The sequence below is a fragment of the Pantoea cypripedii genome, assembly GCF_002095535.1.
Taxonomy (GTDB): Bacteria; Pseudomonadota; Gammaproteobacteria; order Enterobacterales; family Enterobacteriaceae; genus Pantoea; species Pantoea cypripedii.
The window spans coordinates 1,268,575-1,292,255 of the sequence record NZ_MLJI01000001.1 but is presented as its reverse complement, the minus strand read 5'-3'; the positions used below and the strand labels follow the sequence as shown (position 1 = coordinate 1,292,255).

Annotated in this window: 24 protein-coding genes; 10 read left to right on the top strand and 14 right to left on the bottom strand. The window is 55.9% G+C overall.

All coding sequences use genetic code 11. The features are described 5' to 3' along the window. Positions 1-841 precede the first annotated feature (841 nt). Positions 842-1,558: an ABC transporter ATP-binding protein gene (locus HA50_RS05955; RefSeq protein ID WP_084873567.1), complete on the top strand. Its 717-nt coding sequence runs from the start codon at positions 842-844 to the stop codon at positions 1,556-1,558. A gap of 77 nt (positions 1,559-1,635) precedes the next feature. On the opposite strand, the gene bioD is transcribed toward HA50_RS05955, so the two are convergent. From bioD to bioB, 4 genes are read right to left on the bottom strand one after another with little or no spacing between them, the layout of a single operon-like run. Then, positions 1,636-2,304 carry a dethiobiotin synthase gene (gene bioD / locus HA50_RS05950; protein WP_084873566.1) on the bottom strand — a complete coding sequence of 223 codons (669 nt, stop codon included), beginning with the start codon at positions 2,302-2,304 and terminating at the stop codon, positions 1,636-1,638. Beyond that, complete coding sequence (gene bioC / locus HA50_RS05945; protein ID WP_084873565.1) at positions 2,301-3,056, bottom strand: malonyl-ACP O-methyltransferase BioC; 756 nt, start codon at positions 3,054-3,056, stop codon at positions 2,301-2,303. The genes bioD and bioC overlap by 4 nt, the downstream gene beginning before the upstream one ends. After that, positions 3,037-4,191: an 8-amino-7-oxononanoate synthase gene (gene bioF / locus HA50_RS05940; protein ID WP_084873564.1), complete on the bottom strand. Its 1,155-nt coding sequence runs from the start codon at positions 4,189-4,191 to the stop codon at positions 3,037-3,039. Before bioF ends, bioC begins: the two co-directional genes overlap by 20 nt. Continuing rightward, positions 4,191-5,222 (bottom strand): biotin synthase BioB, encoded by a 1,032-nt coding sequence (gene bioB, locus HA50_RS05935; protein WP_084873563.1) that lies wholly within the window; start codon positions 5,220-5,222, stop codon positions 4,191-4,193. Before bioB ends, bioF begins: the two co-directional genes overlap by 1 nt. 86 nt (positions 5,223-5,308) lie before the next feature. On the opposite strand from bioB, the gene bioA reads away from it, so the two are divergent. Beyond that, the gene (gene bioA / locus HA50_RS05930) at positions 5,309-6,598 is read left to right on the top strand and encodes an adenosylmethionine--8-amino-7-oxononanoate transaminase (protein ID WP_084873562.1); all 1,290 of its coding nucleotides are present in this window, start codon (positions 5,309-5,311) and stop codon (positions 6,596-6,598) included. A 60-nt stretch (positions 6,599-6,658) separates the two neighbouring features. Here the strand turns inward: bioA and pgl are convergent, their stop codons facing one another. Further along, a complete protein-coding gene (pgl, locus tag HA50_RS05925) occupies positions 6,659-7,657 on the bottom strand; it encodes a 6-phosphogluconolactonase (protein ID WP_084873561.1) in 999 nt (332 codons plus the stop codon). Positions 7,658-7,802: 145 nt separating this feature from the next. Between pgl and HA50_RS05920 the strand changes: the two genes are divergently transcribed. Then, positions 7,803-8,621, top strand: coding sequence for a pyridoxal phosphatase (locus HA50_RS05920; protein ID WP_084873560.1), 819 nt, complete (start codon positions 7,803-7,805; stop codon positions 8,619-8,621). Here the strand turns inward: HA50_RS05920 and modC are convergent, their stop codons facing one another. The 4 genes from modC to HA50_RS05900 form a co-directional block, all read right to left on the bottom strand. After that, positions 8,622-9,680, bottom strand: coding sequence for a molybdenum ABC transporter ATP-binding protein ModC (gene modC / locus HA50_RS05915; protein ID WP_084873559.1), 1,059 nt, complete (start codon positions 9,678-9,680; stop codon positions 8,622-8,624). After that, positions 9,680-10,369 carry a molybdate ABC transporter permease subunit gene (gene modB / locus HA50_RS05910; protein WP_084873558.1) on the bottom strand — a complete coding sequence of 230 codons (690 nt, stop codon included), beginning with the start codon at positions 10,367-10,369 and terminating at the stop codon, positions 9,680-9,682. Before modB ends, modC begins: the two co-directional genes overlap by 1 nt. Further along, on the bottom strand, positions 10,366-11,139 hold the full coding sequence (gene modA, locus HA50_RS05905) for a molybdate ABC transporter substrate-binding protein (protein ID WP_084873557.1): 774 nt from the start codon (positions 11,137-11,139) through the stop codon (positions 10,366-10,368). The genes modB and modA overlap by 4 nt, the downstream gene beginning before the upstream one ends. Before the next feature lie 128 nt (positions 11,140-11,267). Further along, the gene (locus HA50_RS05900) at positions 11,268-11,423 is read right to left on the bottom strand and encodes an AcrZ family multidrug efflux pump-associated protein (protein ID WP_084873556.1); all 156 of its coding nucleotides are present in this window, start codon (positions 11,421-11,423) and stop codon (positions 11,268-11,270) included. A 121-nt stretch (positions 11,424-11,544) separates the two neighbouring features. Between HA50_RS05900 and modE the strand changes: the two genes are divergently transcribed. The 6 genes from modE (at position 11,545) to gpmA (ending at position 18,270) form a co-directional block, all read left to right on the top strand. Then, positions 11,545-12,327: a molybdenum-dependent transcriptional regulator gene (modE, locus tag HA50_RS05895; RefSeq protein ID WP_084873555.1), complete on the top strand. Its 783-nt coding sequence runs from the start codon at positions 11,545-11,547 to the stop codon at positions 12,325-12,327. Positions 12,328-12,403: 76 nt separating this feature from the next. After that, positions 12,404-13,879 (top strand): molybdate ABC transporter ATP-binding protein ModF, encoded by a 1,476-nt coding sequence (gene modF, locus HA50_RS05890; protein ID WP_084873554.1) that lies wholly within the window; start codon positions 12,404-12,406, stop codon positions 13,877-13,879. 273 nt (positions 13,880-14,152) lie between these two features. Further along, positions 14,153-15,196 carry a galactose-1-phosphate uridylyltransferase gene (gene galT / locus HA50_RS05885; RefSeq protein WP_084873553.1) on the top strand — a complete coding sequence of 348 codons (1,044 nt, stop codon included), beginning with the start codon at positions 14,153-14,155 and terminating at the stop codon, positions 15,194-15,196. Beyond that, a complete protein-coding gene (galK, locus tag HA50_RS05880; protein WP_084873552.1) occupies positions 15,197-16,345 on the top strand; it encodes a galactokinase in 1,149 nt (382 codons plus the stop codon). Then, complete coding sequence (gene galM / locus HA50_RS05875) at positions 16,339-17,373, top strand: galactose-1-epimerase (RefSeq protein WP_084873551.1); 1,035 nt, start codon at positions 16,339-16,341, stop codon at positions 17,371-17,373. The genes galK and galM overlap by 7 nt, the downstream gene beginning before the upstream one ends. 144 nt (positions 17,374-17,517) lie before the next feature. Next, positions 17,518-18,270: a 2,3-diphosphoglycerate-dependent phosphoglycerate mutase gene (gene gpmA, locus HA50_RS05870; protein ID WP_084873550.1), complete on the top strand. Its 753-nt coding sequence runs from the start codon at positions 17,518-17,520 to the stop codon at positions 18,268-18,270. Between the two features lie 417 nt (positions 18,271-18,687). Here gpmA and aroG read toward each other — a convergent pair whose 3' ends face one another. Further along, the gene (aroG, locus tag HA50_RS05860; RefSeq protein WP_084873548.1) at positions 18,688-19,740 is read right to left on the bottom strand and encodes a 3-deoxy-7-phosphoheptulonate synthase AroG; all 1,053 of its coding nucleotides are present in this window, start codon (positions 19,738-19,740) and stop codon (positions 18,688-18,690) included. A gap of 291 nt (positions 19,741-20,031) precedes the next feature. Here aroG and HA50_RS05855 point away from each other — a divergent pair, with 291 nt between their 5' ends. Beyond that, a complete protein-coding gene (locus HA50_RS05855) occupies positions 20,032-20,391 on the top strand; it encodes a YbgS-like family protein (RefSeq protein WP_084873547.1) in 360 nt (119 codons plus the stop codon). Positions 20,392-20,438: 47 nt separating this feature from the next. On the opposite strand, the gene HA50_RS05850 is transcribed toward HA50_RS05855, so the two are convergent. From HA50_RS05850 to glnH, 4 genes are read right to left on the bottom strand one after another with little or no spacing between them, the layout of a single operon-like run. After that, entirely contained in the window at positions 20,439-21,458 is a 1,020-nt protein-coding gene (locus HA50_RS05850; RefSeq protein WP_084873546.1) for a C45 family autoproteolytic acyltransferase/hydrolase, read from the bottom strand. A gap of 21 nt (positions 21,459-21,479) precedes the next feature. Continuing rightward, positions 21,480-22,202, bottom strand: coding sequence for a glutamine ABC transporter ATP-binding protein GlnQ (gene glnQ, locus HA50_RS05845; protein ID WP_084878363.1), 723 nt, complete (start codon positions 22,200-22,202; stop codon positions 21,480-21,482). Positions 22,203-22,204: 2 nt separating this feature from the next. After that, positions 22,205-22,861 (bottom strand): glutamine ABC transporter permease GlnP, encoded by a 657-nt coding sequence (glnP, locus tag HA50_RS05840; RefSeq protein ID WP_084873545.1) that lies wholly within the window; start codon positions 22,859-22,861, stop codon positions 22,205-22,207. A gap of 51 nt (positions 22,862-22,912) precedes the next feature. Beyond that, positions 22,913-23,665, bottom strand: coding sequence for a glutamine ABC transporter substrate-binding protein GlnH (gene glnH, locus HA50_RS05835; protein WP_084873544.1), 753 nt, complete (start codon positions 23,663-23,665; stop codon positions 22,913-22,915). Positions 23,666-23,681: the final 16 nt, after the last annotated feature.

The window sequence follows — 23,681 nt, the reverse complement described above, 5'->3', positions numbered from 1 at the left end:
AGCGCGAATTTGCCAGTAAAAAATACTGGATATATTTACATATATTCTGCACGATTACGGGGAGGCGTGGCGACTCGCCGCAGTGCAATTTTAACAACGACAGGTAACACCTTGTGGTACAAGGTTATCCCCAGAAAGGAGATGCTTTTAACATTTGTCAATAGAGCGTCATAAAATTGCAGTCTGATGACGAGCAAGATAATTCTCAGGCTTGCTTTTAACTAACATGTTGATTTGTTAGAAAATCACTAAAAAGTCCAGTTTCTCATCATAATGTATGCAGGCCGCGTATTTCCTCGCTTGCGCTCTGTTTTCAGTCTCTAATACACAAGGTTATCCACAGGAATAGTGGATAACTGATGGCAGCCCCGCCGCCATCGCCTGTGCATAATTTTCTCCGACTTGTCCTGACGTGCGAAAAAAAHTTTTTTTTGCGTTTATTTTTCTCACAACCCGCGCGGCATTAACTATTCTTTTTCCGTGCTGAGGGGGTCTGCTGGATGAAATTTCCAGTAAATAAGGCCACTTATTCCTGCCGGTTCTGCCTTATGCCAGATCGGCTGCACCAGAATCGTTAAGCATTCAGCACCGCTAAAGTGCAGCCTTTTTATCACTCCGTGGAATTATTAAGCGTTACTCAACTTTTAAGCCTGATTCTTGCCCGCCATTGATGCATTTTTCATCGCATCGGCAACCTGGCCTGGGAATTGCAAGTTTATCGATAGAGCATTTGTAACAACTCACTGATGGTGAGAGTGGCAATGATGAATCGTGTTTGACTGTTTGCCAGACGACACAGAGCGGAAGCATTCAGGCTAATTATCTGGAAGGAGAATGTCAGATGCTGAGTTTACGTTCGGTGAATCAGTTTTACGGTCAAAACCATATTCTGTGGGATGTGGATCTGGATCTGCCGCCCGGCACCTGCACTGGCGTGCTGGGGAGTCCGGGGATGGGAAAAACCACGCTGGTTAACTGCATCATGGGACGGCTGCCAATCAACAGCGGCTCGATGACATGGCAGGAAGATGGCTCGCCCCCCGAAAATTTATTGCTGCAACCGGCAGAACAGCGCGCACGCATGGGCATTGGCTATGTGCCGCAGGGACGTCATATTTTCTCGCAGATGAGCGTGGAAGATAACCTGCTGATTGCGCTGATGGCGGCACAGGATGAACGCAGCCGCGCTATCCCGGAAATGGTGTTTGATTTGTTCCCGGCGCTCTATTCACTGCGTCACCAGCGCAGCGGCGAGCTGCCAATGGATCAGCAACAGCAACTGGCTTTGGCGCGTGCGCTGGTGCTGCAACCAAAGCTGTTAATCCTCGACGAACCGACCGAAGGGATGTCACCCTGGCTCGAAGAGGAGATGGGTAACCTAATCCGCCGTCTCAACCGTGATTACGGTCTGACCATCCTGCTGCTGGAGCAACACGTCTCCTTTATTCGCCGCGTCGCTGACTACTTTCTGTTGCTGCATCGGGGTCGCAATGTGGCGCAGGGCAAAGTGGCACAGCTGGATGATGTCACCATCAACAAATGGCTGACGGTGACCTGATAATGCCGGTTATGTTTGGCACAAACCATAGCGGCGCAATTTATTGCGCCATGACAGCCGCGCGATAAATCGCGCCGCTACGGCAGTGTCAGGAAACGTCCGCACTCTGCCTGCTGAGCGTCATCCGTCAGGTACGGAATCTCGCCCAGGCAGGGTGCCTCAATACGCTGACGCAGAGTTGCCAGATACTCCTGGTGACGTTTGCCCGGTGGCTGAATATCATTGGCGATCCAGCCAGCCAACGGTAAACCACTGGCGCGCACGGCTGCGGCTGTCAGCATCGCATGGTTGATGCAGCCCAGTTTGATTCCCACCACCAGAATCACCGGCAGTTGTTCAGCGATCACCCAGTCGGCATAGGTCTGGGTGGCGGACAACGGGGTAAACCAGCCGCCCGCCCCCTCCACCAGCACCCATTCAGCCTGCTGTTCCAGCTGGCGCAGTCCCGCTGACAGCTGAGCGAATTCGATGGGTCGCCCCTCTTCCGCACTGACGATATGCGGCGACGTTGGCTCGATAAACGCCAGCGGATTGACCTGCTCATAAGGCAATGTCAGCGAACTGTAACGCTGCAAAGCCAGCGCATCGCTGTTGCGAATCCCCTCGGCGGTGATCTCGCAACCGGAAGCCACTGGCTTGTAGCCTGCGGTGGTCAATCCGGCTGCACTGGCCGCCTGCAACAGCGCCCCACTGGCCACCGTTTTTCCTACTTCGGTATCGGTGCCCGTAATAAACCAGCGTTTCATGGTGTTAATACTCCAAACATCAGGTGATAGCTGAGGCGATACCCCGCCTCATCCTGCGGCCAGCCCTGTTCCAGCCGGGCCAGTTGCGTGCGCGTCAGCAAACCTCCCGACCGCCCGTCATGCAAATGGGTTGCGCCGATGCCCTTCAGTGAACGCATCGCGCTGAGCGCGCTGGGAAAATGCAGCGTGATGGTCTGCTGCTGGTGAGAAAGCGAGAGATCGTGAGTGGCTGCGGCAATTTGCGCTGCGCTGAGGAAACGGTTGGCATGCTGACGCCCATCCAGCTGCGACCACGCCTGATGCACCTCGTGCAGCGAACCTGACAACAGCGTGGAAAACAGCACCGTGCCGCCCGGTCGGGTGACGCGTAAAAACTGCTGCAAAGCAGTGCGCAGATCGCTGCTCCACTGCACCGCAAGATTGCTCCACACGCCATCAACGCAGGCATCCGGCAGCGGTAACACATCAATGTCACCCTGCACATAATGCTGTGCCGAATGCTGCTGTGCCGCGCTATCCAGCATGGCTTGCGACAAATCAAGCGCGGTCACTTCGCGCCCACGGTCGCGCCAGTACCGGCTGTACCAGCCGGTGCCGCATCCGGCATCCAGCAGATGCGGACCAAACCCGGCCGGGGCTAGCGCCAGCAACGCATCGCCGCTCTGGCGTTGCAGCTCGGCATGCTGTTCGTAATGCTGTGCTGCGCGACCAAACGCCTGCGCAACCGCCTGTTTATTGACCTGTAGCGTCATACAGCGCCTCCAGCAGACGGTCGACATCTTCCGGGCGATGCGCGGCGGTTAACGTGATACGCAGCCGTGCGGTGCCCGGTGGTACGGTGGGCGGACGAATGGCGCTAACCCAGCACCCCGCTGCCTTCAACCGTTGTGATAACGCCAGTGCCTCGCTGTTCTCCCCCACTACCAGCGGCTGAATGGCGCTGGCCGAAGGCATCAGCTGCCACGGCAAATCGGCTGCACCGGCGCGGAAGCGAGCGATGTTGGCGTGCAGACGCGCGCGCAGTTCATCACCCTGCTGAATTTGCTGCAATGCGGCCTGCAACGCGCAACATTGCGCCGGAGGCATCGCCGTGGAATAGATCAGATGGCGGGCAAACTGTTCGACATAATCGGCAGTGGCGTCATCGCACAACAACGCCGCGCCGCTGACGCCGAAGCCTTTGCCGAAGGTGACGATCAGCAGTTCCGGTCGCACCTGCTGCTGCCAGCAGCTGCCGCGCCCCTGTTCGCCGGTGACGCCGATACCATGCGCATCATCCACCAGCAACCAGCCGTTGCCACGCCGCGTTTCCGCTGCAATCTCTGCCAGCGGCGCGCTGTCACCATCCATGCTGAACACCCCTTCCGTCACCACCAGCGTGTTGCCCTCTACCGGCGTTGCCAGCAGTTTTGCCAGGCTTTGCGGCTGGTTATGGGCGAAACGACGCAGCAGCGCCGGGCTGTGGCTGGCAGCATCCAGCAATGACGCGTGTGCCAGCTTGTCGGCAAGGATGCGATCCGGTTTTTCCGCCAGCAGATGGATCACGGCCTGATTCGCGGCAAAACCGGAGATAAACAGCAACGCACGCCGATAGCCCAGCCAGTCGGCCAGCTCCTCTTCCAGCTGCGCATGATGGCGGCTGTAACCGGTCACATGGCCTGATGCCCCTGCCCCTGCACCCGACTCCGCCGCCCCCTGCTGCCAGGCGGCAATCACCGCCGGATGCTGGCTCAGGCCGAGATAATCGTTACTGGAAAAGTGACAATAGCGCTGTCCGGCGACCGTCAGTTCGCGCACGCTGTTGTGCTCAACGCGCACGCGCTGACGCCAGCCATCAGCGGCGCGCCGCTCGGCCAGCGCCTGTTCGATGCGTTGCGACCAGCTCATTACACCGCCGCGTTGTAAAACTGTGCGGTATCGGCGTGCAGCAGCTGCTCACTCAGCTGATGCTGCTGCTCGTTATCACCGGCAGTGGTGGCGGTATGTTCCGGGTTCAGCCCCAGTTTACGGAACAGAATCAGATCCTTATCTTCTTCCGGGTTCGGCGTGGTAAGCAGTTTGCAGCCGTAGAAAATCGAGTTCGCCCCGGCCATAAAGCACATCGCCTGGGTCTGTTCACTCATCTGCTCACGGCCCGCTGACAGGCGTACGTGCGAAGATGGCATCATGATGCGCGCCACGGCGATGGTGCGGATAAAATCGAATGGCTCTACGTCGTCGTTATCGGCCAGCGGCGTACCTTTCACCTTCACCAGCATGTTGATCGGCACACTTTCCGGCGGCGTCGGCAGGTTCGCCAGCTGCACCAGTAAACCGGCGCGATCTTTCACCGTTTCTCCCAGGCCGACGATACCGCCTGAGCAGACTTTGATACCGGCACCGCGCACTTTGTCCAGCGTATCCAGACGTTCCTGGTAGCTACGGGTGGTGATGATGTTGCCGTAAAATTCCGGCGAGGTATCGAGGTTGTGGTTGTAGAAATCCAGCCCGGCGTGCGCCAGACGCTGCGCCTGGCTGTTGTCGAGCGTGCCGAGGGTCATACAGGTTTCCATGCCCATCGCTTTCACGCCCTGCACCATCTGCTCCAGATACGGCATGTCGCGCTCGTGCGGGTTTTTCCACGCAGCGCCCATGCAGAAGCGACTGGAACCAGCCGCTTTGGCTTTGCGCGCCGATTCCAGTACCGCTTCCACTTCCATCAGCCGCTCTGATTCCAGCCCGGTTTTGTAGCGTGCGCTCTGCGGGCAATATTTACAGTCTTCCGGGCAGGCGCCGGTTTTGATCGACAGCAGCGTACTGACCTGCACCTGACGCGGGTCGAAATGTTGGCGATGTACCTGTTGCGCCTCAAACATTAGCTCAAGGAAAGGTTTATCGAATAGTGCCTGGGCTTGTGCCAGTGTCCAGCGGTGTGCCATTGCTTCGCTCCAGAAAAGGGTTCATCCTGACGATTAACGTGGTTATACTTGTAAACTAAATCTTTTAATTTTGGTTTACAATACCCATGTTCAATCAGGATGACCTCGATTTTGACCGCCAGCATATCTGGCACCCCTATACCTCGATGCAGAATCCACTGCCCTGCTACCCGGTGGTGGCAGCACACGGATGCCAGTTACAGCTGGCCGATGGACGCGAACTGGTGGATGGGATGTCGTCCTGGTGGGCCGCGATTCACGGTTATAACCATCCCCGCCTCAATCAGGCGATGCAGGCGCAAATCAGCCAAATGTCACACGTGATGTTTGGCGGCATCACCCATCCGGCCGCAGTGGCGCTGTGTCGCCAGTTGGTGGCGATGACGCCTGAGTCGCTTGAATGCGTATTCCTCGCCGATTCAGGTTCGATCGCCGTCGAAGTGGCGATGAAAATGGCGTTGCAATACTGGCTGGGACGTGGCGAAACCCGACAAAAATTCCTCACCCTGAAACGCGGTTATCACGGCGATACCTTTGCCGCCATGTCGGTGTGCGATCCTCACAACTCGATGCACAGCCTGTGGCGCGGTTATCTGCCGGAACATCTGTTCGCAGCCGCACCACAGCTGGGGTTTGATGAGGCGTGGCAGGAGGACGATTTCGCCGATTTTGCCCGTCTGGCAGAGCAGCATCATCAGCAGATTGCGGCGGTGATTCTGGAGCCGATTGTGCAGGGTGCAGGCGGCATGCGTTTTTATCATCCGCGTTATCTGCAACAGGTGCGTGAACTGTGCGACCGCTACGGTTTGCTGCTGATTGCTGATGAGATCGCCACCGGATTTGGTCGCAGCGGTAAATTGTTCGCCTGTGAACATGCCGGGATCACACCGGATATTTTGTGTCTGGGGAAAGCGCTGACCGGCGGCACCATGACGCTCTCCGCCACGCTGACCACCCGCGAAGTGGCGGACACCATCAGCCGTAGCGCGGCAGGCTGCTTTATGCATGGCCCGACCTTTATGGGTAATCCGCTGGCCTGCGCGGTGGCCGTGGAAAGTCTGACCATGATTAATGAAGGCCACTGGTCCACTCAGGTGCCCGCCATTGAGCAGCAATTGCGGGCCGCGTTGTTGCCGCTGCGCAACCATCCCGCCGTCGCAGATGCGCGCGTGCTGGGGGCGATTGGTGTGATTGAGACCCATCAGGCGGTGGATATGGCGGCGTTACAGCAGTTCTTTGTCGAGCGTGGGGTGTGGATCCGTCCGTTCGGACGCTTAATTTATCTGATGCCGCCGTATGTAATTTCCGCCGCTGAGCTGACGAAACTCACCGACGCGGTGCGTGATGCGCTGGATTTTTCGCATCATTTTCAGTGAGATAAAAACAGCGCGATAAATCGCGCCGCTACAGGGCGGTACGATTTATCGCGCAAGGATTTAATCCAGCGAGTGAATCACCACCCACATCGGGCCTTGTCCAACCGCATAGCGCGCCAGCGGTGTCAGCAGACCACGATCGTCGCTGATTTTGTACACTTCGATATGGTGAGATTTCTGTCCCGCCGCGACCAGGTACTTGCCGCTGTGGTCGATGTTAAAACCACGCGGCTGCGTTTCCGTCGGCTGGAAACCTTCGAGGGTCAGCAGGCCACCGTCTTCACTGACGCTGAACACCGTGATGATGCTGCTGGTACGATCGCAGGCATACAGGAAACGGCCATCTGGCGTCAGGTGGATATCTGCCGCCCAGCGGGTGCCGGTGAAATCGGCAGGCATCATATTCAGGCTCTGCACGCGTTCAACTTCGCCATGCGCATTGCTCAAGGCCCAGACATCTACGGTGCTGTCCAGTTCGTTCACGCAATAGCTGTAGCTGCCGTTCGGGTGGAACGCCATATGACGCGGCCCTGCCCCTTCCACCGTGGTCACCTGCGCTTGCGGGCGCGGCGTCAGCGTACCGTCGCTGTTCAGCTGGAACAGGCAGATACGGTCCTGCTTCAATGCCGGAACAAACAAAGTCTGATTTTTCACATCAATATTGGCGGAGTGGCAACCCTCCAGCTCACCAATCACCTGGCTCGGGGCCTGCGGCACACCATCGCTGCCAATCGGGCTGACGCTGACACAGGCATCGTTGTAGGAACCGCAGAACAGGTAGTTACCGAGACGGTCGGTGGAGATATGTGTCGGGCTGCCCGGCAGTGGGGCTTCACCCGCTTCGCTCAGCGTGCCATCAGCAGCGATGCGGTAGGCCAGCACACGGAAATTCGGACGCACGCCGACATAGAGGAAATCTTTCTTCGGGCTGACCACCATCGGCTGCACCTGACCCGCAACATCCGTCACCTGCAGTAACGTCAGCGCGCCATCTTCCTGTAGCTGCCAGGCATGGATTTGCTGGCTCTCGGGGCTGGCGGTATACACGACTTGTTTCATGCGTTCTCCTTGTTCGGCTTGCTGAAAGGGTATCACTGTAGCGCGTTTCATTTGGACGCGCTGGAATCATTTGTGCCCTGTTTTTTGTCTCAGAGCGGCTGCCCGGTGTAGACTGTTTGCTTTGTAACCCCAGACGGAAAGAGTAATGAGCTACCGCGTAATCGCCCTTGACCTCGACGGCACCCTGCTGACCCCGCGTAAAACTATTCTGCCTGAATCCCTTGAAGCGCTGGCCCGCGCTCAGCAGGCTGGTGTCAAAGTGCTGATCGTCACCGGTCGTCACCATTGTGCCATCCATCCTTTTTATCAGGCACTGCAACTGGATACACCCGCAATCTGTTGCAACGGCACCTATTTGTATGATTATCAGGCAAAAAAGGTGCTGGCGTCCGATCCGCTGGAGAAATCACAGGCAGTACGCGTGATTGAAATGCTCGATCAGCAGGACATCCACGGCCTGCTGTATGTCGATGACGCAATGCTTTACCAGCAGCCGACAGGCCATGTCACGCGCACGCTTAACTGGGCCGAATCATTGCCACCGCAGCAACGTCCGACCTTCCTGCACGTACCGAGCCTGGTGCAGGCGGCGCATGATGCGCAGTCGATCTGGAAGTTCGCCCTGTCCCATTCTGACACCCGCGCGTTACAACAATTCGCTGAGCAGACCGAAGCCGAACTGGGGCTGGCCTGTGAATGGTCGTGGCACGATCAGGTGGATATCGCCCAGCGCGGCAACAGCAAAGGCAAACGCCTCGCACAGTGGGTAGAAAGCCAGGGGCTGAGCATGAAAGATGTGCTGGCGTTCGGTGATAACTACAACGACCTCAGCATGCTGGAAGAAGTGGGTCTGGGTGTGGCGATGGGCAATGCCGACGACGCGATTAAAGCGCGTGCCGGCAAGGTGATTGGCACCAATCTGGAACCCGGCATTGCCGAAGTGATTTACCAGGAAATCCTGTAATCAGGCGGTAATTGAGACACTTTTAATCTGGGCATACAGCCACTGATCTGGCCGGATGCCCAGCTCATCCCGCGCCCACGGCGAGATCCGCGCCCACAACTCGCTGATGCCGATGCGCAGCTTCACTTCCACCTGATCATCAATCTCCAGCAACTCCACCACCCGCGCGGGCAGGATATTGCGAATCGAGGTGTTTTGCGGCGGTTGTAACGCCAGTGAGACATCGGCAGACGCAATACGAATGCGCAACACGGTTTTCAGTGGCTGATTAACCCGGCTGACCCAAATATGTTGGTCGCCGAGCGACAGTGCGGTCATCGGGTAATCAGGATGCTGCTCCAGCACCTGCACCCGCAGCACGCTGGTGCGTTCGCTCACCGGCAGCCATGGGCGCATGGCCGCGCTGCTCCATACCTTCTCCAGCGAACCAAAGGCTTTCACTTTGCCGCTATCCAGCACCAGCACGTTATCCGCCAGTTGCAGGATTTCGTCGAGGCTGTGCGACACATATAACAGGGGAATATCCACCTGCTTCGCCAGCTTTTGCAGATAAGGCATCAACTCGCGCTTGCGCGGCAGATCGAGCGAAGCCAGTGGCTCATCCATCAGCAGGATATCTGGCGCGGTCAGCAATGCACGGCCAATCGCCACGCGTTGTTTCTCACCGCCCGACAAAGAAGACGGCGCACGCCGCAGCAGCGGTTCCAGACCGAGCAGCGCCACCAGGTCATCAAACTGAGGCTTCATCGCGGCGGCCATACCATATTGCAGATTGCCGCGCACACTGTAATGCGGGAACAGGCGAGCATCCTGGAACACATAACCGATGCGGCGCTTCTCAGGTGGCAGATTCAGGCTGGATTCGGCATCAAACAACAACCGCTCGTTCAGTTTGATGTGCCCACGCTGCGGCTGCGTTAAGCCACCGATGGCGTTGATCAGCGAGGTTTTACCGGCACCGGACACGCCAAAAATAGCGGTGATACCTTTGCCGGGAATGTCCACATCCACATCCAGCTGGTGATTACCCAGCTGCTGGGAGAAATTAAGTGTCAGCATTAAACCCCCAGCCGCTTGCGGCCCCAGCGAGCCAGCAGTTCCGAAGCCACCAGCGACAACAGCGCCAGCAAAATCGCCACCGCACACAGCCGTGCCGCCGCATTTTCCGCCCCTGGCGTTTCAATCAGGGTAAACATCGCGGAGGGAATGGTGCGCGTTTCGCCGGGAATATTGGAGACAAAGGTGATGGTGGCACCAAATTCGCCCAGCGAGCGGGCAAAAGCCAGTACCGTGCCAACAATAATGCCGGGAAACGTCAGGGGTAAGGTGATGGTGAAGAATACGCGCCAGCGCCCCGCACCCAGGGTGCGCGCCGCCTGTTCCAGCCGGGTATCGACGCCTTCCAACGCCAGGCGAATCGCCCGCACCATCAGCGGAAACGCGATCACCGCCGCGGCAATCACCGCACCGCGCCAGCTAAAGGCAAAACTGATGCCGAACCAGTCATATAACCATTGGCCGATAAAGCCACGGCGTCCGAGGGAAATCAGCAGCAGATAGCCCACTACCACGGGTGGCAACACCAGCGGCAGATGGATCAGGCTATCCAGCAGGGTTTTGCCTGGAAACTGGCAGCGTGCCAGAATCCAGGCCATCAGGATGCCAAACGGCAGGCTGCACAGCACCGCCACGCAGGAGACTCTCAGGCTGAGAAACACCGCCTGCCATTCAGGATCACTCAGTATCATTTCTTCGGCGTAAATCCATACTGTTTAAACACTGCGGCGGCTTCCGGCCCCTGCAAATATTTGTAGAAGGCCTCAACCGGCGCACGTTGATGTTCTTTGACAATCGCCATCGGATATTCCACCGGTTTGTGACTATCTTCCGGGAAACGACCGACAACCTGGACTTTATCACTGGCGACCGCATCAGAACCGTAAACAATGCCGTAAGGCGTTTCATTACGTTCGACCAGCGCCAGCGCAGCACGCACGCTATTGCCCGGTGCCAATACTGGCGCTAAGGTGTCCCACGCGCCCAGCTTCTGTAATGCTTCTTTGGCGTAAATCCCGGCTGGTACATGATCCGGATCGCCCACCGCCAGACGCTCGCCTTTCAGCAGGCTTTTCCAGTCGGTTTTTTCATTGATGGTGACTTCTTTCGCGCTGTTGCTGCGCGGGGCCACCAGCACCAGATCATTACCCAGCAGGGTATAGCGCGTATTGTCGATCACGCTCTTTTTCTGCACCGCATCATCCATCCACTGCTGATCGGCAGATATAAACAGATCCGCTGGCGCGCCCTGTTCAATCTGGCGAGCCAGCGTGGACGAAGATGCAAAAGATGACACCACTTCAACGCCGGTTTGCTTCTGATATTGCGTGCCAATTTCCTGCAACGCATTGGTCAGTGAAGCCGCAGCAAACACGGTGATTTTCTCTGCGGCCAGTGCCGGTCCGGTCAGTGAGAAAGACAGAACGGCAACGGCACCCCAGCGGTAATGTTTTGATAGCATTTTTATCTCCTTGTTACGTTATATACTGAATACTACAACGCAAGGTTTGATGCTGTCATGAGCTTTATATCGGCAGGATTTGATGGAAGTTAAGGACAAAACGCCCGCAAGATGCGGGCGCTGGAAAATCAATGTGAGTTGTTGGCGGAACGATCTTCGCGACGGCCAAATTTAGAGATGACGTTAAACACTTCGCCAAGGCCGTAAATCAGGCCCAGCATGATGGCCATAACAATCGGCACCATAATCACGGCGACGGCCAGGCTTTTTAGCAGTTCCAGCATGGAAACCTCACGCAGAAAATAAAAAAGTGATTGTAACGTCCTGGGAATAAAGTGCCATGCCCTTTTCGTGCTTTTACCTTAACAGCTGATTAGAATCGACAAACCAACCTAAGGAGCTGACATGCAAGCTGAACTCTCTCTTCATATTCGTCTGCAACAAAAGTTGTTTGCCGATCCACGTCGTATTGAGCTGCTGAAGCGTATCCAGGAAACCGGCTCCATTAGCCAGGGGGCAAAACTGGCGGGTATCAGCTACAAAAGCGCCTGGGATGCCATCAACGAAATGAACCAACTGGCCGATCAAACGCTGGTGGAACGCGCCACCGGTGGCAAAGGCGGCGGCGGCGCGCAGCTGACGCGTTACGGCGAGCGTCTGATTCAGCTGTTTCAGCTGATGGAGCAGATTCAGCAGAAAGCCTTTGATGTGCTGAAAAATGACAGCCTGCCCCTCGATAGCCTGCTGGCGGCGATTGCTCGTTTCTCATTGCAGACCAGCGCGCGTAACCAGCTTTTTGGTACGGTGCTGACGCGTGATCACCAGCAGGTGGTGCAACATATTGATGTACTGCTGAGCGATGGCGTGACCCGCCTGCAGGTGGCACTGACCCAGCGCAGCGCCGAGCGTTTGCAGCTGGAAAACGGCAAAGAAGTGCTGGTGTTGATCAAAGCGCCGTGGATTCAGGTCAGCCGCGCGGCCAGCCAGAGTGATAATCAGCTGGCTGTGCAGATCACCGCCATCGAACCCGGCGAACAGGTAAGCGAAGTGCTGATGGCATTGCCAGGAGGAGAAATCCTGTGCGCCACCGTTCCCAACAGCGAAGTGACGCAGCAGAATCTGCAGGCTGGCGATAACGTCACCGCCAGTTTTAATGCGGAACACGCCATCATCGCCACACTGCTCTGAAATCCCGGCCATGATTTGACTTCATTGGCAGCGGTCGCTACAACTGAGTGACACGATGCATAAAATGGAATAAATCATGACTTCATTGCAAATTTCGCAAGGCACGTTTCGTCTTAGCGACACCCGAGTGCTGTCCCTCAACGATTTAACCCTTAACAGCGGTGAAAGCTGGGCCTTTGTCGGTGCCAACGGCAGCGGCAAGTCATCACTGGCGCGCGCGTTATCAGGCGAACTGCCCGCGGGCAAAGGCAGCGTCAGCCATGACTTTCAGCGTCCGACGCGTTTATCGCTGGAGCAATTGCAAAAGCTGGTAACCGAAGAGTGGGAACGCAATAACACCGACATGCTCAGCGAAGGCGAAGATGACACCGGTCGTACCGCCGCACAGATCATTCAGGATGAAGTGAAAGACGAAGCGCGCTGCCAGGCACTGGCGCAGCAGTTTGGCATCAGTTATCTGCTCGATCGTCGCTTCAAATATCTTTCCACCGGCGAAACCCGTAAAACCCTGTTATGCCAGGCGTTGATGGCGCAGCCGGACCTGCTGATCCTCGATGAACCCTTTGATGGCCTGGATGTAGCGTCCCGTGCCAGCCTGGCGCAAACCCTGAGCGACCTGCATCAGCAGGGTTACACCGTGGTGCTGGTGCTGAACCGCTTTGATGATATTCCTGATTTTGTTCAGCAGGTGGGCGTACTGGCGGAATGCACCCTGACACATGTCGGCGAGCGTCGCGCGATCCTGGCGGAAGCGCTGGTGGCCCAGCTGGCGCACAGCGAGAAGCTGGAGGGAATGGCGCTGCCGGAGGCCGATGCGCCCGACCAGCTCCCCCCGCTGGCGGATGATGCGCCGCGCGTGATTCTGCGCAACGGTGTGGTGTCCTATAACGACAAACCGGTGATTAACGGCCTGAGCTGGCAGGTTAATCCTGGCGAGCACTGGCAGATTGTCGGACCGAACGGCGCAGGCAAATCCACCCTGCTCAGCCTGGTAACCGGCGATCACCCGCAGGGCTACAGCAACGATTTAACGCTGTTCGGCATCCGGCGCGGCAGCGGGGAAACTATCTGGGATATCAAACAACATATTGGTTATGTCAGCAGCAGCCTGCATCTCGATTATCGCGTCAGCGTGAATGTGCGCACCGTGGTTCTGTCGGGTTTCTTCGATTCCATTGGCTTGTATCAGGCGGTGTCCGATCGACAGAAAGCGCTCGCACGCCAGTGGCTGGCCTTGCTGGGGATGGATAACGCGCTGGCCGATGCGCCCTTCCATAGCCTGTCATGGGGCCAGCAGCGGCTGGTGCTGATCGCCCGCGCGCTGGTCAAACATCCCGCGCTGCTGATCCTTGATGAGCCGTTGCAGGGGCTGGATCCGATCAACCGTCAACTGGTGCGCCGTTTTGTTGATGTGTTGATTGGTGAGGGGCGGACGCAATTGCTGTTTGTTTCGCACCATGCTGAGGATGCACCGCAGTGCATCACCCATCGTTTGAGTTTTGTGGCGCAGGAAGGCGGTGGTTACGGCTACCAACAGGAAAAGCTACATTAAGGTCAACACCCAAACACATGCGCGATAAATCGCGCCGCTACGCCTGGTGCGATCATAAGTAGCGGCGCAATTTATCGCGCCCCCCTCTAGTGTAATCGCTACCACTTCATTGCCCATATATTCAGCAAACTCTGCGATTAAACCCACAAAATGAGAATCGTCACCTTGTGTAAACGATACCATTTATACAGACTGGATCACGCTTTCAGTCTGACCTTTGTGCTACTTTGATCGAAGTCATTTTTATCTGTTTGTATTTTACCAGGATCACACATGGAAAAATTTAACCCGGTCGATCACCCGCATCGCCGTTACAACCCGTTGAGCGATCAGTGGGTATTGGTCTCGCCACATCGTGCTAAACGCCCGTGGCAGGGCGCACAGGAAACACCGGCACTGGAAAAGCTGCCCGCACACGATCCCGATTGCTTCCTCTGCGCCGGTAACACCCGTATCACCGGTGATAAAAACCCTGATTATAAAAGCACCTACGTCTTTACTAATGACTTTGCCGCCCTGATGACCGACACACCGGACGCCCCCGAGAGCGACGACGTCCTGATGCGTTGCGAAAGCGCTCGCGGCACCAGCCGGGTAATCTGTTTCTCGCCGGATCACAGCAAAACCCTGCCGGAGCTGCCACTCAACGCGCTGGAAGATATCGTCCGAACCTGGCAGGAACAAACCGCCGACCTCGGCCAGCACTACCCCTGGGTGCAGGTATTCGAAAACAAAGGCGCGGCGATGGGTTGCTCCAACCCCCATCCGCACGGTCAGATTTGGGCCAACAGTTTCTTACCTAACGAAGCACAGCGTGAAGACGAGCATCAGCGTCGCTACTTTGCCGAAAAAGGCACGCCGATGCTGGTGGATTACGTGGCGCGTGAACTGAAAGATGGCAGCCGCACGGTGGTAGAAACCGATCACTGGCTGGCAGTGGTACCCTGGTGGGCGGCGTGGCCGTTCGAAACCCTGCTGCTGCCCAAAGCGCATGTAAAACGCATCACCGATCTTTCGGACGCTCAGCGTAAAGATCTGGCGCTGGCGATCAAACTGCTGACCAGCCGTTACGACAACCTGTTCCAGTGCTCCTTCCCCTACTCAATGGGCTGGCACGGTGCGCCTTTTAATGGCGAAGCTAACGAACACTGGCAGCTGCATGCTCACTTCTATCCGCCGCTGCTGCGTTCAGCAACGGTACGCAAATTTATGGTTGGCTATGAAATGCTGGCCGAAACCCAACGTGATTTAACGGCAGAACAGGCGGCAGAACGCCTGCGTTCTGTCAGCGATGTCCATTTCCGCGAGGCGCAATAAATGTCATTAAAATCCATTACACAACAGACCTTCGTTGAGACATTTGGTTATCAGCCGAGCCACAGCATTCAGGCACCGGGCCGCGTAAACCTGATTGGCGAACACACCGACTATAACGATGGTTTCGTGTTGCCCTGCGCCATTGATTATCAAACCGTCATTGCCTGCGCCAAACGTGATGACCGCCAGGTACGCGTGGTCGCGGTGGATTATGACAATCAGCAGGATAGCTTCTCACTGGATGCGCCGATTGAGCCGGTAACCGAGCCGATGTGGGCCAACTATGTGCGTGGTGTAGTGAAACATCTGCAAAAACGTGATGCCAGCTTCGGTGGCGTGGATATGGTGATCAGCGGCAACGTTCCGCAGGGTGCGGGCCTGAGTTCATCGGCATCGCTGGAAGTGGCGGTCGGCACCGTATTCCAGCAACTGTGGCAACTGCCGCTCGACGGCGCTGCCATTGCGGTAAACGGCCAGGAAGCGGAAAACCAGTTCGTCGGCTGTAACTGCGGCATCATGGATCAGCTGATTTCCGCGCTCGGTAAACAGGATCACGCCATGCTGCTGGATTGCCGCACCCTTGGCACCCGCGCCGTGTCGATGCCTGCCGATGTGGCGGTGGTGATCATCAACTCCAACTTCCGCCGCACGCTGGTAGGCAGCGAGTACAACACCCGCCGCGAACAGTGTGAAAGCGGTGCACGCTTTTTCAATAAACCGGCACTGCGCGATGTCACGCTGGAAGAATTCACAGCCGCAGCAAGCCAGCTCGATCCGCTGGTGGCCAAACGCGTACGTCATGTGATCACTGAAAACGCCCGCACGCTGGAAGCCGCCGATGCACTGAGCGCGGGCGATCTGACCCGTATGGGTGAGCTGATGGCCGCATCGCACGCTTCGATGCGTGATGATTTCGAAATCACCGTGCCGCCGATTGATCAATTGGTCGAGATCGTCAAAGCTGAGATCGGTACGCGCGGTGGTGCGCGTATGACCGGTGGCGGTTTTGGTGGCTGCATCGTGGCGCTGATGCCAACCGATCTGGTGGATCAGGTGAAGGCCGCTGTGGCCGAACAATACGAAGCCAAAACCGGTATCAAAGAAACCTTTTACGTGTGCAAAGCTTCTGAAGGAGCGGGCCAATGGTAAATGATGTGCAATCACATGCACCGGACGGACAACCGTGGCGGATTACCGTATTACGTAATCGCAACGGCATGGTAGTGACTTTTATGGACTGGGGCGCCACCTGGCTCTCGGCGCGTGTGCCGATGCAGGATGGCAGCGTGCGCGAAGCGCTGCTTGGTTGCGCTACGCCGTCCGATTATCTGCATCAGGATGCCTATCTTGGGGCGACGGTGGGCCGCTATGCCAACCGTATTGCCAACGCCACGCTGCAACCGCTGAATCTGGCGCTGGTCGCCAATCAGGGTCAACATCAGCTGCACGGCGGGCCGGAAGGATTTGATAAGCGCCGCTGGCAAATTCTCAGCCAGAGTGAAACCGAGGTGCATTATCGCATCGACTCGCCCGATGGCGATCAGGGTTTCCCCGGCAATCTGATTGCTGATCTGCGCTATCACCTCGATGACGACAATTGTCTGTCGATCCATTACGAGGCGCGCACCGATAAGCCCTGCCCGGTTAACCTGACCAATCATGCTTACTTCAACCTTGACGCGCATCATGGCGATGCACGCCAGCATCGCTTACAACTGCTGGCGGACCGTTATCTGCCGGTCGACAGTGAAGGCATCCCCAATGCGCCGCTTAAAGCGGTGGAGGGAACCAGCTTCGATTTTCGTCAGCCGAAAACCGTTGCCGATGACTTCCTCGCCGATGACGATCAGAAAGCGGTAAAAGGTTATGACCATGCGTTTCTGCTGAATACCGCCGGTGACAGCAGCCAGCCCGCAGCCCGACTGTGGTCGGCTGACGGCAAACTGGAGCTGAGCGTATTTACCGCTGCCCCGGCGCTGCAGTTCTACTCCGGCAACTATCTGGACGGAACACGCGCCCGTGAGCAGGGAAGCTATACTGCTTTCCAGGGCATCGCCTTAGAGAGTGAATTTTTACCGGATTCGCCCAACCATACTGAGTGGCCACAGCCGGATTGCTGGCTGCAACCTGGCGACAGCTGGCAGTCTGTGACGCGTTATCGCCTCACCCCGCACTGACAGCAGGCTGAAAAACGCGCACTGCGTCGTGGACAGGCTTACGCAGTGCGATGTTTTCCGCTATGGTATGGCGCTATTAGTGAGCCGCTCAATCAGGTGGCCGCCGCCGGTTTCTATAATCATCAAGCATTAAGGAGTTAAGCTATGGCCGTAACTAAGCTGGTTCTGGTGCGCCACGGCGAAAGCCAGTGGAATCAGGAAAACCGCTTCACCGGATGGTACGATGTGGATCTGTCCGATAAGGGTCGCACCGAAGCCAAAGCAGCCGGTCAGCTGCTGAAGAAAGAAGGTTTCGTATTCGATTTTGCCTACACTTCCGTGCTGAAACGTGCCATCCACACCCTGTGGAATGTGCTGGATGAGCTGGATCAGGCTTGGCTGCCGGTAGAAAAATGCTGGCGTCTGAACGAGCGTCACTACGGTGCGCTGCAGGGTCTGGACAAAGCTGAAACCGCCGCTAAATACGGTGACGATCAGGTGAAACAGTGGCGTCGTGGTTTTGCCGTGACTCCGCCGGAACTGGATCGTAGCGATGAGCGTTTCCCGGGCCACGACCCGCGTTATGCGTCACTGACTGATGCCCAGCTGCCGACCACCGAGAGCCTGGCGCTGACCATCGAGCGTGTTATTCCTTACTGGAACGACAGCATTCTGCCGCGCATCAAGAGCGGTGAGAAAGTGATCATTGCAGCACACGGTAACTCCCTGCGTGCGCTGGTGAAATACCTCGACAACCTGAGCGAAGATGAAATCCTCGAACTGAACATTCCGACCGGCGTACCGCTGGTGTATGAGTTCGACGAGAACTTCAAGCCGATCAAACGTTATTATCTGGGTGATGCTGACGAGATCGCTGCGAAAGCCGCAGCCGTCGCGAACCAGGGTAAAGCGAAATAAAAAAATAAGGCCAGACGCAAGTCTGGCTTTTTTTTGAGGCTGTTTGGCTCTGAGAAGGTTCCATCCACACCCCGCCTGAAAACCCGCAAGAAAAAAGAAAAAAGAAAAAAGAAAAAACAAACAACAACAGAAAAATCCCAGAAAGTCATCGCTGTGGCAGCGGGGGGGTGAGCGCCATCCGGACTCGCTGAGCGCGGGAGCGATTCCAGGATGAGCCGCAAGGATGCGGCGAAAGGCGGCGTGTAGCGGCGCGATTTATCGCGCGAAAAAGCCGCGAAGCGGCGAGGAAGGCGGCGCAGGGCCGGGGAATGCAAAGGGGACGGCCAGGTCCCCTTTGCTCGGTCGCCGCACCAGCGAGCTGAAACTACCTCAGCCCATAGCGAACGAAAACTACTCGGTACCACCCCGCAGGTAGAATCAACCGCGGCGCTGTTTAACCGCCTGGGCCAACTGGCGCAACACCTTATCTGTATCGTCCCAACCAATGCAGGCATCCGTCACGCTTTTGCCGTACACCAGCGGTTCACCGCTCTCCAGACTCTGATTACCTTCCACCAGGTTACTCTCCAGCATCACACCGGTAATCCCCTGCTCGCCACCCGCAATCTGCTGCGCAACATCTTCCGCAACCACCATCTGGCGCTGGAATTGTTTGCTGCTGTTGGCGTGGCTGAAGTCGATCATCACCTGCGGCGTCAGGCCCGCTTTTTCCAGCCCGGTTTTTACCGCAGCCACATGATGAGCGCTGTAGTTCGGCTCTTTACCGCCACGCAGGATGATATGGCAATCTTCATTACCGCTGGTTTCGACAATCGCCGAATGACCATATTTGGTGACTGACAGGAAACAATGCGGCGCGCTGGCAGCGTTGATAGCGTCAATCGCCACTTTGATGGTGCCATCAGTGCCGTTTTTGAAGCCAACCGGGCAGGACAGACCGGAGGACAGCTCACGGTGCACCTGTGATTCGGTGGTACGCGCACCAATTGCGCCCCAGCTCATCAGATCAGCCACGTATTGCGGGGTGATCATATCAAGGAACTCGCCAGCAGCGGGCAGACCGGTGTCATTAATATCCACCAGCAGTTTACGCGCCAGACGCAGACCATCATTGATCTGGAAGCTGCCGTCCATGTAAGGATCGTTAATCAGCCCTTTCCAGCCCACCGTGGTACGCGGCTTCTCAAAATAGACGCGCATCACCACTTCCAGCTCGCCGCTCAGCTCATCGCGCAACTTGAGCAAACGCTCTGCATATTCTTTTGCTGCGGTGGTGTCGTGGATCGAACAGGGTCCGATGATCACCAGCAGACGATCATCTGCACCATGCAGAATACGGTGGATAGCCTGACGGGCTTTAGCAACGGTTTGTGCCGCGTTATCGGTCGCAGGAAATTTCTCAAGCAGCGCAACAGGAGGCAATAACTCTTTGATTTCTCGAATACGTAAATCGTCGTTCTGGTAATTCATGCTTATTCCATTCAATTTCTGGCCCGGCGCGCGCCGGACGCAACCCGTCCAATGTAGCCCGTCAGGCAACAGCTGTAAATTGCCCACGCCGGGAACGGGTATAAGCGAAATTTGCGTTTATGCGGTTTTACGCTAGACTTTTAATAGTAAGCACTACGGAATGAATCGCTTTCATTATTTATATTCAGACAACACATCTTCGATGGAATTATATTCCGTTGGGGTGCTTTGTTTTCGTCAAACCGCACCATCGGGTTTAAGACGGCGACTGTCATAAATTACAGGAGCAAAATGATGAATAAGTTTGCAATGATCTTTCTGACAGCAGCAATGACTCTGGGCAGTGGCGCTGCAATGGCGGCGGCTGAAAATAACGGTACCACCAATCAGGCGGCTGATGCTGGTGCGGCTGCCGGTGGCGCAAAACAGAATCTGCCGCCCAATAAAGTCGATAACAGCAAAATTAATAACACTGATAGCAACACCAATAGCGCAGCCACTTCAGGTGGGAGCAGCAGTAATATGTCTGCCAGCGAAGTGAATAAAAATAGTCAGTGTAAAGACGGTAAATGTCCGGACATAAATAAGAAAGTCAAAACCAAAACCGGTAGTGATGACGTCAATAGCAAAACTGACGGCACCAGCCAGTAAATGACTTTTTTATCAGGCCGTCATCCTGGCGGATGACGGCATTGCCGCTAGACTACCCTTCCCTGACATGTTGCGACTGCACGATTCAGACCAAACACCTGCCAATCAACATGCTGTGCGCCGAGGGTGAACACCGCCGTCGCCAGGGTGTTTTCTTCGTCCGGGTCCTGCGGTGCGAGCCGATAGATCGGCAGCTCAGCATCATGCTGATCCGATAAAATCGCTCTGGCGGCATCGGTATCCAGCTGCGGCTGGCTGGCCTGCCAGGCGATCAACCGGCTCTGGCGTGAGGCGGAGCTGGCAGTGATCACCTGCTGCACATCGGCCATCACCGGATGAATCAGATGATTGGCATGGCCCATGACCGACGTCAGTTGTACCACCGAGCAACCTGAACCGGTGGCTTCAACGCTAAACACGCGGCTATCCCCCATCTGACCCAGCGTATGGTGAAAAGCACCCGCGCGCGTATGGGTGGTCAGTTGAAGGACAGCCTCGTCCAGCGTGCTGGCATTGAGCGCCGCACGGGCCAGTACCTGGCGCGGTAAACCCAGCGGGCGATGCTGCGCCCGGATGTTATTCACCGTGTTAACGATACCCTTTTCATTAACCGCAAAGGTATGGCCGGGAATGGAACCGGGATAGGCGAAGCTGGTAAAACTCAACCCTTCATCCGGGGTGACGCTCACCAGCGCACAATCATCACGCAACTGCGGGAAACCATCCTCGTTATGGGCGATAAGCACCTCTCCGTTTGGGCTACAACCCGCTACCGTGGTGCAACCATCCGAGGTGGAACGAACTAAATCGCCACGACAGTTCCAGGCAAAGACTTCATCGATGGAGGCTGTCAGCCCCTGCGCCATGCCCTGCAATTCCTGCCAAATCAGCGGATATTGCGCGATCACCATCGCGCGCATCGCCTGCAACTGTTCAGAACCCTGCATGGCGACCACGGTTTGCCATAGCCGGGTTTGCGTCAGCTCGCGATGCCAGGCATCACGGCCAAACTCACCCAACTGCTGGCCGATGGCAAAGGCGGAACCACTGATTGCGATGTTTTTCATGGTGTTATCATTCACTTATATTCAGGAAACGTGCTGCAAAAACTCTTTCAGGCGCGGATTGCGGCTGGCATTCAGCAGGATATCAGGTGGACCATCTTCAGCAATGGTACCGCCATCAATAAAAATCAGTCTCGATGCCACATCACGGGCAAAACCGATCTCATGGGTCACGATCACCATCGTCATCCCTTCATCCGCCAGCGAGCGCATCACCTTCAATACTTCATGACGCAGCTCCGGATCCAGTGCCGAGGTTGGCTCATCAAACAACATCATTTTCGGCTTTACCGCCAGCGCGCGGGCAATGGCAACACGCTGCTGCTGGCCACCCGATAATTCCGAAGGATAATGGTTGGCACGCTCACGTAAACCAACCCGATCCAGCAGTGCCAGCGCCTGTTCACGCGCCGCCGCTTTGCTCTGCTTACGCACGCGAATCGGGCCGAACATCACATTCTCCAGCGCCGTCAGGTGCGGGAACAGATGAAACTGCTGGAACACCATCCCCGCCTCGCGCCGGATATCACATTCATTGGCGTGTGGGTCGGTGATATGCATGCCCGCCACCAGCAGGGTGCCGGATGAAATCTCTTCCAGCTTATTGATGCAACGCAGCAGCGTCGATTTCCCCGATCCCGACGGGCCGATAATCACCACCACTTCGCCAGCTTCAATTTTTAAATTGATATCGTGCAGCACCTGGGTCGCACCGAAATGCTTCGACACCGCATTGAATTCAACCATGCTCATAAAATATGGATCCTTTTCTCCAGTTGCTTCAGCAGGAAGCTCAGGCACAGCGTCACCAGCAGGTAAATCAGCGCCACTGCGGTCCACACTTCCAGCGCACGGAAGTTTCCGGCGATAATTTCCTGCCCCTGCCGCGTTAACTCAGCCACACCAATCACAATAAACAGTGACGTGTCTTTAATGCTGATGATCCATTGGTTACCCAATGCCGGAATCATACGACGCAGCGCCAGCGGCATAATGACGAACCACAGCGTGCTGCGCTGGGATAATCCCATTGCCAGGCTCGCTTCTTTAAAACCTTTATTAATCGATAAAATGGCACCGCGGGTAATTTCCGCAATATAAGCGCCAGAGTTGATAATAATGGTAACAATCGCGGCAGTCACCGGGTCAATACGAACGGGCAGTACCATCGGCAAGGCAAAGTAAATAAACATCACCTGCACCATAATTGGGGTACCACGAATCAACTCGACGAAAATTAACGATATCGTCTTCGTTACCCGGCCACCGAGTGCACGACAGGTGCCCGCCAGCAGACCAATAATAAAGCCACCTAACAACCCCGTCAGTGAGATGATAAGCGTCAGTTGTAATCCCTGTAATAATAGCGGCAGGGATTCCCATATATATTTTGTTTCGAAATTCATATATCGACCAGATTGTCTCAATTCAGGCCGGTTGATACCGGCCTGATGGGATTATTTAGGTTTCTTATCAAACCACTTCACGTAGATCTTGGTGTAGGTGCCGTCGGTGCGCAGTGCCTGCAACGCGGCATTGACTTTCGGTGTCCAGCTGCTGTTTTTCTGCATGGCAAAGCCATACTGCTGCGGCAGGCTGCTATCGTTTTCACCGGCAGATTTCACTTTGCCATCTCCGGCGGTTTTCACGTAGTACAGCACGTTGGGGGAATCGTGTACCACGGCATCCAGATTACCTGCCTGCAAATCGAGGTAGGCGTTGTCGATATTCGGGAACTCAACGTAATCGGCTTTATATTTGCTCTTCATAAAGCTGGCAGCAGCGGTACCTTGCTTCAGCCCCACTTTTTTACCGGCCAGATCGCTGAATTTGGTGATGCTGTTATCACCGCTTTTTACCGCGATTAACAGATCAGCGTTGTAATACCCCTCGCTGAAATCAACCACCTGTTTTCTCGCATCGGTGATGGTAATCCCTGCCATCGCCACATCCAGATTGCGTGATTGCAGGCCCGGAATTAATCCGCTGAAATCCATCGGACGCAATTCATAGCTGACATGCATTTTCTGTGCGATGGCATTCCATAAGTCGATATCAAAACCGACATATTTATCGCCTTGTTTAAATTCAAAAGGAACAAATGCGGTATCAACACCCACCACTAATTTATCCTGCGCCATCGCAGCAAAACTCGCGGAACAGGCAACCAGTGCCAGTGTGACTTTTAATTTATTAAAAAATGCAGACATAATAACCCTCGGCGTC

Excerpts from the sequence above, each read along its gene's own strand:
- HA50_RS05955 (WP_084873567.1), top strand. The coding sequence starts at position 842 with ATGCTGAGTTTACGTTCGGTGAATCAGTTTTACGGTCAAAACCATATT.
- bioD (WP_084873566.1), bottom strand. The coding sequence starts at position 2,304 with ATGAAACGCTGGTTTATTACGGGCACCGATACCGAAGTAGGAAAAACG.
- bioC (WP_084873565.1), bottom strand. The coding sequence starts at position 3,056 with ATGACGCTACAGGTCAATAAACAGGCGGTTGCGCAGGCGTTTGGTCGC.
- bioF (WP_084873564.1), bottom strand. The coding sequence starts at position 4,191 with ATGAGCTGGTCGCAACGCATCGAACAGGCGCTGGCCGAGCGGCGCGCC.
- bioB (WP_084873563.1), bottom strand. The coding sequence starts at position 5,222 with ATGGCACACCGCTGGACACTGGCACAAGCCCAGGCACTATTCGATAAA.
- bioA (WP_084873562.1), top strand. The coding sequence starts at position 5,309 with ATGTTCAATCAGGATGACCTCGATTTTGACCGCCAGCATATCTGGCAC.
- pgl (WP_084873561.1), bottom strand. The coding sequence starts at position 7,657 with ATGAAACAAGTCGTGTATACCGCCAGCCCCGAGAGCCAGCAAATCCAT.
- HA50_RS05920 (WP_084873560.1), top strand. The coding sequence starts at position 7,803 with ATGAGCTACCGCGTAATCGCCCTTGACCTCGACGGCACCCTGCTGACC.
- modC (WP_084873559.1), bottom strand. The coding sequence starts at position 9,680 with ATGCTGACACTTAATTTCTCCCAGCAGCTGGGTAATCACCAGCTGGAT.
- modB (WP_084873558.1), bottom strand. The coding sequence starts at position 10,369 with ATGATACTGAGTGATCCTGAATGGCAGGCGGTGTTTCTCAGCCTGAGA.
- modA (WP_084873557.1), bottom strand. The coding sequence starts at position 11,139 with ATGCTATCAAAACATTACCGCTGGGGTGCCGTTGCCGTTCTGTCTTTC.
- HA50_RS05900 (WP_084873556.1), bottom strand. The coding sequence starts at position 11,423 with ATGCTGGAACTGCTAAAAAGCCTGGCCGTCGCCGTGATTATGGTGCCG.
- modE (WP_084873555.1), top strand. The coding sequence starts at position 11,545 with ATGCAAGCTGAACTCTCTCTTCATATTCGTCTGCAACAAAAGTTGTTT.
- modF (WP_084873554.1), top strand. The coding sequence starts at position 12,404 with ATGACTTCATTGCAAATTTCGCAAGGCACGTTTCGTCTTAGCGACACC.
- galT (WP_084873553.1), top strand. The coding sequence starts at position 14,153 with ATGGAAAAATTTAACCCGGTCGATCACCCGCATCGCCGTTACAACCCG.
- galK (WP_084873552.1), top strand. The coding sequence starts at position 15,197 with ATGTCATTAAAATCCATTACACAACAGACCTTCGTTGAGACATTTGGT.
- galM (WP_084873551.1), top strand. The coding sequence starts at position 16,339 with ATGGTAAATGATGTGCAATCACATGCACCGGACGGACAACCGTGGCGG.
- gpmA (WP_084873550.1), top strand. The coding sequence starts at position 17,518 with ATGGCCGTAACTAAGCTGGTTCTGGTGCGCCACGGCGAAAGCCAGTGG.
- aroG (WP_084873548.1), bottom strand. The coding sequence starts at position 19,740 with ATGAATTACCAGAACGACGATTTACGTATTCGAGAAATCAAAGAGTTA.
- HA50_RS05855 (WP_084873547.1), top strand. The coding sequence starts at position 20,032 with ATGATGAATAAGTTTGCAATGATCTTTCTGACAGCAGCAATGACTCTG.
- HA50_RS05850 (WP_084873546.1), bottom strand. The coding sequence starts at position 21,458 with ATGAAAAACATCGCAATCAGTGGTTCCGCCTTTGCCATCGGCCAGCAG.
- glnQ (WP_084878363.1), bottom strand. The coding sequence starts at position 22,202 with ATGGTTGAATTCAATGCGGTGTCGAAGCATTTCGGTGCGACCCAGGTG.
- glnP (WP_084873545.1), bottom strand. The coding sequence starts at position 22,861 with ATGAATTTCGAAACAAAATATATATGGGAATCCCTGCCGCTATTATTA.
- glnH (WP_084873544.1), bottom strand. The coding sequence starts at position 23,665 with ATGTCTGCATTTTTTAATAAATTAAAAGTCACACTGGCACTGGTTGCC.